We start from the raw sequence: 9,700 nt of genomic DNA on the forward strand, positions 1-9,700 counted from the left end.
TGTGGGAGAGTGCGCAGCGTGATGGCCCTGTCAGTGAGATTTTTCAAACACCACCAATCCCCTGTGGGAGCTGGCCGCTCCCACAGTTAACCGAGTATGACCTCGGTTAACGCATGTGCAGGATGATCGGGCTGCTGCTCGCCGGGTCGGTATGCCCGCGCAGCTTGTTCACCGCCGCGGCATCCACCACGCCACCGTTGTTGCCCCACGTACCGCGCACATAGCTCAACACTTGCGCGATCTCCTGATCAGACAACTGTTCACGGAACGCTGGCATGCGATAGGCATCCGGCACACCCGCCGCCACCACCCGTTGTGAACCGTTGAGGGTGATGTTGATCGCCGACGCGCTTTCCTTCGCCAAGGCCGAGGTGGCTCCCGCCAGTGGCGGCATCGACTCGGGCTGGCCTTTGCCATCAATGCCATGGCAGGACGCGCAGCGGGTCGCGTAGGTGTGGGCACCCGGAACGTCCGCCGCTGCGTTGGCCGCCACGGCCTGGTATTGCCACGGCGTGCCGTCACGCTGTGGGTCACCGGGCAGCGACTTGAGGTAATGGGCAATGGCTGCCAAATCCTCGTCGGCCATGAACTGCGTAGAGTTATTGAACGCTTCGGTCATCGAGCCGTAGACCACCGCATGTTTGTTGCGCCCGACCTTGAGGAACTGCACGATCTCAGGCTCGCTCCAGCGACCCAGACCGGTGTTGGGGTCCTGGCGCAAACTCGGCGCATACCAGCCGTCGAGCAGTGCACCCGAGAGGAACGGCTTGCCGGAATCATCCAGCGCTTTTTCGTTGAAGGCCAAGCCGCGCGGCGTGTGGCAACTGCCGCAGTGGCCCGGGCCTTGGACGATGTAGGCGCCGCGATTCCACAGTGCGTCCTGTGCCGTGTTGGCCTCGTAGGTCTCACTCGGTGCAAACACCCCGTTCCACAGTGCAATAGGCCAACGCATATTCAGCGGCCACGGAATGCTGCTGGGGATATTCGCCTGATCGGCCGGCTGCACGCCTTGCATGAAGAAGGCGTACATCGCGCGCACGTCATCGTCGCTGAGCTTCACGTAAGACGGGTAGGGCATGGCCGGGTACAGCCGTCGCCCGCCCGGTGCCACGCCGTGGCGCACCGCGCGGTCGAAGTCGGCCAGCGAATAAGCGCCGATGCCGGATTTTTTGTCGGGCGTGATGTTGGTGGCATGAATCGCCCCCAGCGGCGTCGCCATTTCAAGGCCTCCCGCAAAGGGTGCCTTGCCCGGCAAGCTGTGGCAGGCCACGCAGTCGCTCACGCGGGCGACATACTCACCGCGACTGACCAATGCCGGATCGGCGCTGGCGGCGGCTTGTTTCTCAAAGGGCGAAGCAGGCTCGCGGGTGACATACCAGGCCAGCACACCTGCTGCGACCGCAGCGGCCAGCACCAGCCAGCCTGCGGTTCTTGCGAATCGACGGTTATTCATGGGCGTTCCTTGTCAGTCAGGCGAAGGTGTATCGGCTCAAGGGCAGGCTGCGGATGCGTTGCCCCGTCAGCTGTGCCACCGCATTGGCCACGGCCGGCGCCACTGCGGGTAGCGGAGGTTCACCGATACCGCCCATTTTTTCGCCACTCTCGACGATCCGTACATGCACCTGCGCCATGCGTGAAGGCGGCAGGATCGGGTACAGGTCGTAGTTGCGCGCCCGTGGCTTGCCGTCCACGTACACCGCTTCCTCCACCAGGGTTTGCGACAAGCCCAAGGCCACGGCGCCATGCACCTGCGCTTCGACGATTGCCGGGTTGACGATACTGCCCGGGTCAATGGCTTCCCAGATGTGGTGCACCTTGACCTGGCCGTTTTCAATCGACACTTCGGCGATCACCGCCGCCTGCGAGCCAAACGGTGAGGCCATGGCCACGCCACGTGCACGCTTGCTGCCGTCTTCGGCCGTATAAGGGCCACGCTTCCAGCCACCGGACAAATCGCCCACCGCTTGCAGCAGGGTGGTCAGGCGTTTGTTGTCGCGCAGCAGGTGCAGGCGCAATTCATACGGGTCTTGCCCGCCTTTGTCGGCCAATTCGTCAAGGAACGCTTCGTAGAAGAAGTCGTTGAGCGAGTTGCCCACCGAACGCCAGTAGCCGAGCATCGGCGCGCCTTTGACGTAGATCTGTGCGATGCGTTTGTTGGGGATGGCGTAGGCCTTCCCGGACAAACCTTCAAGGGCCGTAGGGTCGATTTTGTCGCCCTGTTTGCCGGCGAGGGCTTCGGTAGGGCCTTCGGTGGCGCTGACCGCTTCAATCGCCACCGGCAAGCCTTTGTCGTCCAGCGCTGCACGGAACTTGACCACTGCGACCGGGCGCAGCACATCGCGCAGGAATTCTTCTTCACGGCTCCAGATCAGCTTGATCGGGCGCCCGACCGCCTTGGCCAGCGCAATCGCCTGCGGGTAAGGGTTGGCCGAGTCATACAGGAAATGCCGGCCGAAAAAGCCGCCGAGCAACGGCGAGTGCAGGTTGATTTGATCGATGGCGAGCCCGGTGCGCTTGGCGATGTCGGCGCGGAACATGTCTGGCGCCTGGTTCGGCAGCCATATGTCCAGCGTGCCGTCGGGGTTGAAACGGGCTAGGGCTGACGGCGGCTCCAGTTGGGCGTGATTCAGGTATTGGTTGTGGTAGGTGGCTTCGACCTTGGTCTTGGCGTTATTCAGCGCGCCTGCCACATCACCTTCGTTTTCATCGTCACGGGCCGGGCCTTGCTGGGCGGCGAGGAAGTCGCGGTGCTTGTCGGTGGAAAAATCCGCCGGCATGACGCGCAACGCCGAATCGGCGCCGGCTTCCTGCCACTCAACCTGGATCGCTTCCACCGCACGCTTGGCATGCCACCAGCGTTCGGCGACGACCGCCACGGCGCCAGGCAGCGTGTGCACCGAATGCACGCCTTTCATGGCTTCGACCTGTGGCTGATTGCGCAGGCTGGCCACGGTCATGCCCAGACGCGGCGCGTGCTGCACGGCGGCGTGGAGCATGCCGTCGACTTTCAAATCGATGCTGTATTGCGCCTTGCCGGTGGATTTGTCGTAGGCGTCCAGGCGTTTCACCGGCTTGCCAATCCAGCGGAACTGGCTCGGGTCGCGCAGGGTGATGGTGGCCGGGTCCGGCACGGGCATGTCCAGGGCGCGGCCGGCGAGTTCGCCGTAACCCACGGAGCGACCGGACGCGGTGTGCACCACGCGGCCAGGTTGGGTGGTCAGCTCTGCCACGGCAACGCCGAGTTGCACGGCACCGGCCTGCAGCAGCATGGCCCGTGCCAGGGCGCCGAGGCGGCGCATGGTCGGGTAGCTCATGCGGATCGACATGCTGCCGCCGGTGATGCGCAGGCCATTGTCCATCACCACATAGGCTTCGCCTGGCGGTGCGCTTTCGACCACGAAGGTGGCGGGGTCGGCGTCCAGTTCTTCACCGACAATCTGCGCCATGGCCGTGTGGGTGCCCTGGCCGCCTTCCATAAAGGGGCTGAGCAGGCGAACGGTGCCGTCCGGGCGAATCTCCAGGAACGCCGGGACCTGAGTGCCGCGCTCTGCAGCGCCGGCAGCGGCGGCGAACGCTCTGGGCGTGCTCAGTGGCAGGCCGAAGCCTATGACCAACGCGCCAACCGCGGTGCTGGCCAGAAAGCGTCGGCGAGACAGGTTGACCGGGTCACCTGAAGCAACATTCAGCAGTTCATGGGGCATGTTCATCACACCGTCCCCTTCGCCAGGTCATGCACGGCAGTTTTGATCGCGTTGTAAGTGCCACAACGGCACAGGTTGACCATCGCCGCGTCGATCTGCGCATCCGTCGGCGCGGGGGTGTGCTTGAGCAAAGCAGTGGCGGCCATGACTTGGCCAGACTGGCAATACCCGCACTGCGCTACCTGATGTTCAACCCAGGCCGCGACCACGCGCTTGCCTACGTCATCGGCTTCAACGGCCTCGATGGTGGTGATTTCACGACCGACCACACCCGACACCGGCGTGACGCAGGAGCGCACCACGTTGCCGTCCACCAGCACCGAGCAAGCGCCGCATTGGGCCAGGCCGCAGCCGTACTTGGTGCCGGTCATGCCCAGGTCATCGCGGATAACCCAGAGCAACGGGGTGTCCGCGTCCGCATCGACCTGATAGGACTTTTGGTTAATACGTAATTCCATTGCTTTCACCTGCTAATCATCGGTGGGTGCAGCTTTTTTCTTTTTTATGAAGGGCGTGAGCCCTGGCATGGCAACTGGCGCACATCGTCAAACTCTAGACCACGCAGCGCTGGCTTTCGATCCCCCAGACGAAAAGTCGGAGGATCAGGCAAGTATTCGACAGGATTGCATCACTGCACCCTGGCGCCAATGCGGTGTAGTCCTCTGCTGATCGAAGTACCGCTGCCGCACTTTTCTGGATTCTTCTGATCTATCCCTGTCACGACCGCGCGCATTCAGTGCGTGATCAACAGAACCTGACCGGGTACCGATGGATCGAACGTTGACTGCTTTACTCACCCGCTGGCCGCTGCTGCTGGGGGCTGTGTGCCTGCTTTGCGCAACCGGCTGCAGCCAGCAACAAGGACGCGATATCGCCCGGCAGTTCAGCAATGGCAAGCCCGATGAGTTCTTCCAGACCAGCGTCGACCGTATGGCGACCCTGAGCATGCGCGACAACCTGCAAAGCCTTTACCTGCTGATGAACAAGCTGTACCTGCGCAACCCCAACCAGTGGCGTCAATCGGGTTACCCGGACGCGGTGACCGCTGCACGGGAAATCCGCAAAGCCATCGAAAACCGCCAGCCCCTGCCAGCGCTTGGCGACCGGCGTGATCTGGTGGCACTGAGCTATTCATTAAGCCCGGAATTTCGCGGCGACCGGGTAGGCGCCTTTATCTATGCGATCGGCAGCATGATCGTGACTGCCCACGGCGGGCGCACGCAGTTCTATGTGACCGACTCGATCAACCCGCAATTTGTGAGCAATGCCGCGCGCAATATCGAAAAAGCCACCTGGCTGCTGGGCCAGCGCCAGGATGCCAACGGCGTGTTGCTGCTGTTTTCCAACGAGATCTCGGAGGAGGGCAGCAACCTCAGCTTCGCGGTGGAGTTCGGCAAGGTCGTCGCGCGTCTGGACCTGCTGACCCAGATGCTCGATGAGCGTTACCGGCGCATTGGCCTCAACTACGCGCAGAGTTTGTTGTTGATGAACTTCTTGCCGGTTCAGTGATGCAGTGGCAGGCGATCCAGTCAGTACTTTCTGGGTCTCGCGTAGGAAACGGCCTATCTTGCACCGCGTGTGTTGAAACACTCCCGCGTCGGCAATAGCCTCGGACTTTTCTTGATGATGAGTGCCTGACTTGGGTAAGCGAAAAACGGTTTGGCCCACTGAACGTGAGGTTCGCCTGCGATTCATCCTGTTTGCCGCGATCGACGTGGCGAGCGCACAAGGCGCTCCCGCCGATCTGTTGTTACCAGCCCACAAGCTGCTGCGTACCTCACCGACAGAGTTGCAGTTACGCGAGGCGCTCGCCGGGATTCTGGCCTGTGACGAGATGCTGGGCTTCACGTTTCCACTGGGCAGCGAGGCGCAAGAGTTCATTCAAGCGCTTGAGCCCGGGCTTTTTCAAGCGGGTTAGATCGTTTATTTCCTTCTGGCTGGTCTCAATGACTGGATCGAATATCCATAACGCCGGTTCTGCGTGTTTGATAGATATAAGGGGCGTTATCGCTTCGGATTGTCTGTTTCAACGTCATGCCGTGCTGTTTTGTTCAACCAAGCTTGCCTCCGAGCATCCAAACCTGCTGCTCTGCTGCCGTCTTGCGCCGCCGCCGGGCGTCTCTAGAATCGGCGCCAGAACTTAGCCATTTCCTGTCGATTACGGAGTTTCGAACATGATGAACGCAATGCAGATGCCGATGAACACTTCCATGCCAATGATGCCGATGATGATGGGCATGCCGATGATGATGGCCACCATGAAATGCGAAATGGCCGCCGACGCCATGATGTGCACCATGAAGCCGGCTGCCGGCATGGACATGGCTCAGTTCAAGACCAGCGCCGAAATGATGGCGATGATGATGAACTGCGGCATGCCGATGATGATGCAGTGCGCCAACATGTCGATGATGTGCATGTCGGCAAGCGCCATGAAGATGAACATGGAAATGCCGAACATGATGCCGATGATGGCCATGGGCATGTCGATGCCAATGATGAAGTGCATGATGGAATGCACCCTGATGGGCGACAGCATGATGTGCAAAATGATGCCGATGCCAGGCATGAGCATGGACATGATGAACAACTGCTGCATGCTGATGAACAAAATGATGAACGACTGCGCCATGCCAATGATGATGAGCTGCAACGGCATGCCGATGATGTGCTGCACCTGCTGACCGGTTCTGCACAATAAAAAACGCCCCGATTAATCGGGGCGTTTTGCATTCAGTCCAGGCGTTCCGGGTAGGTGATCACCAGGAACGCCACTGCCTCGCTGTCCGCCGGGTTGCGGTAGCGGTGGGGCTGGTCGGCGTAGAACAGGATCGAGTCGCCGGTGGAGAGCAAATAGCGCTCTTCGTTGACGCTGACTTCCAGCACGCCTTGGGCCACCACCAGGTTTTCCTGGATGCCGGGGCCATGGCCTTCGGACACTTCCTCACCGAGTGCGCGTAAACGGATCTCGTAGAACTCGGATTGGCGCGCCGTATCGTAGGGAAACAGCGCACGGCTGACGAACGCCCCGTCGGCACTCACCAGGCGCTTGCTCTGCTGCGCCGGCAACACCTCGACGCCTTCAAACGCACGGTCCTCCAGAAACGCCGCCACCGACACCTTCAAACCCTTGGCAATTTTGCACAGCACCTTGATCGACGGCACGCTGCGCCCGGATTCGATTTGCGCGAGCATCGCCCGGCTCACGCCACAGGCGCGGGCCAGACCGTCCAGCGACAAATGGCGTTTGCTGCGCAGGCGTTGCAGGTTCTGCGCGACACACAGGCTGGTGTCGTCGTCTTCGGTGGTGGGTTTTGGCAAGGGTTCGGGCGGTTCGGGAAGCACGTGCAGGAAATTCATCGGCCTTACGCCCGGCGCGTATCGCTGGACGGCGCCACCTGTGCGGTGAACACCGCCAGCCCGGCGCGCGCCGCGTACATCGCCCACATCAACTCGGCCGCTGCCCGCGCCTGGCGGCGTTTGCGGTGGAGGGTGAAGTCGATGACGGTGGCGGATGTCTGCATGGGGGCGATCTCGTGGGGCGTTGGTGACTCAATGACTCCACAGTAATGCGTAGTGGTTATTTCTTTAAATACTGAGTTTGCATGTGTTAATTCGATTTTGGACTTAGCAAAAAAATCCCGTCCGACGCTGTTGTGGGAAGGCTCTGATCCGTTAATCAGGAGTGACCTGGCGGGCGCGCCCGCCTTCCCATCACCGTTCGCGTGATGGCCTCGGCCTGTCACGCCCCGGAATTCCAAGGATTTACCCCTCATGCTGTTGCGCCAACCACCGCTCCTTTTTGCCACTCTGACCCTGACTTCACTGGTGTACGCCGAAGACCTGCAATTGGCTCCGGTCGAAGTCACCAGCACCGAAGCCAGCGCCGGGGAGGTGGCCCAGGCGCAGCTCAAGAGCGTGCCCGGCGGCACCAACTACATCGATATGAGCAGCGTGCAACAGGGCCGGGTCAGCAGCAACGAAGACGTGTTCAAGTACCAGGCCGGGGTGTACGCCAAAGCGGCGAACAATGAAGGGGTGAAGCTGTCGATTCGCGGTTCGGGCCTGAACCGCAGCCCCGGCTCCCATGCGTCCGGCCTCTATGAAATGTTCGACGGTTTGCCGCTTACCGGCCCGGGCGGCACGCCTTACGAGCTGAAAGACCCGCTGTGGCAAAGCCGGGTTGAAGTGCTGCGGGGTGCCAACGGCTTCGATCAGGGCGCACTGGCTTTGGGCGGTTCGGTCAACTACGTCACCCGCACCGGCTATGACGCGCCCAGATTGCAGGTGCGTTATGAAGCGGGGAGTCGCGGTTACACCCAGCGCGAGGTCAGCTCCGGCCAGGTGCTGGGGGATGCCGACTACTACATCAGCCTCACCGACTCGGCGTCCGACGGTTACCAGCACCAGAGCGCCGGCACCGGGAAGGGCGTCGCGGCCAACTTCGGCTACCGTTTCAACCCGGACCTGGAAACGCGTTTCTACTTCCGTTATCGCGAAACCACCAATGACACGCCCGGTAAATTGACCCGTGACCAGATCAGTCACGACCCGCGTGCCGCCAATAGCCTGAATGCGCTGCGTGATTCCAAGCGTTTGCAACCCGGCTCGACCTGGATCGCCAACAAGACCACCTTGCAACTGGATGACCAGTCCCGCGTCGAGGTTGGGCTGGCGTATCACGACTACCCGATGGACTTGCGCGAAGGCACCAATCGTCTGAAGGTTGCCTACACCGATATCAGCAGCACGCTGAATTACATTCGCCAGGATTCGTTGTTTGGCCATGACAGCCGGACCACGATCGGCTTGCGTACGACTCAAGCCATGCCGAATAACGGTGCGTCGGAATATGTACGCGTGCCCGCGGGAAATACTGCTATCTACGCACCGGGCACCAAAACTCGTGATTACAGCTATCTCGGTTCTGACACTGTGCTGCATGTCGGCAATGAGCTGGAGCTTGTCCCCGATCTGTGGCTGACCACTGGTCTGGCGGCGATCTACACTCGGCGTGAAACCGAAGTGACCTACCCTGAAACTCATTCGCCTACGAGCCAACACGATTGGGACTACGCGCCAGGTGTGGGCCTGCGGTATGACGTCACCCCGCAGTTGCAGGTGTATGGCAACCTCAGTCGCTCGGTCGAGCCGCCGCATGCGTGGTCGATGATCTGGGGGTCTAACAGGTATTTCACCAGTGGTCCTGCGAAGGGTTTGGCGCGTGAGGGCGTCCACCTGCGCAATCAATCTGCGACCACCCTTGAAGTCGGCGGCCGTGGCGAGGAGTGGTTTGGCGAGTGGGACCTGGCGTTGTACCGGTCCGAAGTGCGTCACGAACTGCTTACCGTTGAAACCCAGGCTCAGACCTCGACCACCAACTCTGTTGTTGCTGAAGCCAACGCTAGCCCCACTGTGCACCAGGGCGTGGAGTTGAGCGTGTTCAGCCCGTTGTGGGACGGTGGGCGCAATGGCCGGCTTGCGTTGCGCCAGGCGTATACCTACAGCGATTTTCACTACCGCGACGATGACCGGTTTGGCGGTAACACGTTGCCGGGCATTCCTAAACATTATTACCAGGCGCAGTTGCGCTATAGCCATCCGACGGGGTTCTACACCGGTTTCAACACTGAGCATTCGTCAAGAGTGGCGGTGGATTACGCCAATTCCTACGCTGCTGCGTCCTACACTACCTTTGGTGCTACTTTTGGCTATGACGCGCCGAAACAGGACTGGCAGGCTTGGGTTGATCTGCGCAATCTGACGAATCGGCGTTATGCGAACACTGTGACTCCGGGGTATGACGACAAGGGGTTGGACGTTGCTCGCTCAACGCCTGGAGACGGGCGTGGCGTCTATACCGGCGTGTCGTGGAGCTGGCGGTAAGTCGCAAACGCCAGCGATCGAATGTGGGAGCTGGCTTGCCTGCGATGGCGGTCTGTCGGTGGGCATATCCGTTGTTGCGGTAACGGCCGCTTAGGGTTCCGCTCTTACAGCGG

Annotated in this window: 9 protein-coding genes; 4 read left to right on the top strand and 5 right to left on the bottom strand. The window is 61.1% G+C overall.

Annotation, left to right across the window (positions count from 1 at the left end):
• Positions 1-106 precede the first annotated feature (106 nt).
• The 3 genes from BFW87_RS22385 to BFW87_RS22395 are packed head-to-tail and all read right to left on the bottom strand — an operon-like array spanning position 107 to position 4,159.
• On the bottom strand, positions 107-1,453 hold the full coding sequence (locus BFW87_RS22385) for a c-type cytochrome (protein ID WP_078741888.1): 1,347 nt from the start codon (positions 1,451-1,453) through the stop codon (positions 107-109).
• A gap of 16 nt (positions 1,454-1,469) precedes the next feature.
• Positions 1,470-3,707 carry a xanthine dehydrogenase family protein molybdopterin-binding subunit gene (locus BFW87_RS22390; RefSeq protein ID WP_078741889.1) on the bottom strand — a complete coding sequence of 746 codons (2,238 nt, stop codon included), beginning with the start codon at positions 3,705-3,707 and terminating at the stop codon, positions 1,470-1,472.
• Complete coding sequence (locus BFW87_RS22395; protein ID WP_078741890.1) at positions 3,707-4,159, bottom strand: (2Fe-2S)-binding protein; 453 nt, start codon at positions 4,157-4,159, stop codon at positions 3,707-3,709. The genes BFW87_RS22390 and BFW87_RS22395 overlap by 1 nt, the downstream gene beginning before the upstream one ends.
• A 310-nt stretch (positions 4,160-4,469) precedes the next feature.
• Between BFW87_RS22395 and BFW87_RS22400 the strand changes: the two genes are divergently transcribed.
• The 3 genes from BFW87_RS22400 to BFW87_RS32350 all read left to right on the top strand — a co-directional run bounded on the left by BFW87_RS22400 (position 4,470) and on the right by BFW87_RS32350 (position 6,385).
• Complete coding sequence (locus BFW87_RS22400) at positions 4,470-5,210, top strand: hypothetical protein (protein ID WP_078741891.1); 741 nt, start codon at positions 4,470-4,472, stop codon at positions 5,208-5,210.
• Positions 5,211-5,340: 130 nt separating this feature from the next.
• The gene (locus BFW87_RS22405) at positions 5,341-5,619 is read left to right on the top strand and encodes a hypothetical protein (RefSeq protein ID WP_078741892.1); all 279 of its coding nucleotides are present in this window, start codon (positions 5,341-5,343) and stop codon (positions 5,617-5,619) included.
• Between the two features lie 256 nt (positions 5,620-5,875).
• Positions 5,876-6,385, top strand: coding sequence for a hypothetical protein (locus BFW87_RS32350; protein WP_078741893.1), 510 nt, complete (start codon positions 5,876-5,878; stop codon positions 6,383-6,385).
• A gap of 49 nt (positions 6,386-6,434) precedes the next feature.
• Here BFW87_RS32350 and BFW87_RS22415 read toward each other — a convergent pair whose 3' ends face one another.
• Entirely contained in the window at positions 6,435-7,061 is a 627-nt protein-coding gene (locus tag BFW87_RS22415; RefSeq protein WP_078741894.1) for a helix-turn-helix domain-containing protein, read from the bottom strand.
• Between the two features lie 5 nt (positions 7,062-7,066).
• Positions 7,067-7,225 carry a hypothetical protein gene (locus tag BFW87_RS32040; protein WP_176159804.1) on the bottom strand — a complete coding sequence of 53 codons (159 nt, stop codon included), beginning with the start codon at positions 7,223-7,225 and terminating at the stop codon, positions 7,067-7,069.
• A gap of 250 nt (positions 7,226-7,475) precedes the next feature.
• On the opposite strand from BFW87_RS32040, the gene BFW87_RS22420 reads away from it, so the two are divergent.
• Positions 7,476-9,587 (top strand): TonB-dependent receptor family protein, encoded by a 2,112-nt coding sequence (locus BFW87_RS22420; protein WP_078741895.1) that lies wholly within the window; start codon positions 7,476-7,478, stop codon positions 9,585-9,587.
• Positions 9,588-9,700 lie beyond the last annotated feature (113 nt).

Source organism: Pseudomonas fluorescens (genome assembly GCF_002022275.1).
In the GTDB taxonomy this organism is placed as follows: domain Bacteria; phylum Pseudomonadota; class Gammaproteobacteria; order Pseudomonadales; family Pseudomonadaceae; genus Aquipseudomonas; species Aquipseudomonas fluorescens_AJ.

Coding starts and splice junctions, on each gene's coding strand:
- BFW87_RS22385 (WP_078741888.1), bottom strand. CDS start 1,453: ATGAATAACCGTCGATTCGCAAGAACCGCAGGCTGGCTGGTGCTGGCC.
- BFW87_RS22390 (WP_078741889.1), bottom strand. CDS start 3,707: ATGAACATGCCCCATGAACTGCTGAATGTTGCTTCAGGTGACCCGGTC.
- BFW87_RS22395 (WP_078741890.1), bottom strand. CDS start 4,159: ATGGAATTACGTATTAACCAAAAGTCCTATCAGGTCGATGCGGACGCG.
- BFW87_RS22400 (WP_078741891.1), top strand. CDS start 4,470: ATGGATCGAACGTTGACTGCTTTACTCACCCGCTGGCCGCTGCTGCTG.
- BFW87_RS32350 (WP_078741893.1), top strand. CDS start 5,876: ATGATGAACGCAATGCAGATGCCGATGAACACTTCCATGCCAATGATG.
- BFW87_RS22415 (WP_078741894.1), bottom strand. CDS start 7,061: ATGAATTTCCTGCACGTGCTTCCCGAACCGCCCGAACCCTTGCCAAAA.
- BFW87_RS32040 (WP_176159804.1), bottom strand. CDS start 7,225: ATGCAGACATCCGCCACCGTCATCGACTTCACCCTCCACCGCAAACGC.
- BFW87_RS22420 (WP_078741895.1), top strand. CDS start 7,476: ATGCTGTTGCGCCAACCACCGCTCCTTTTTGCCACTCTGACCCTGACT.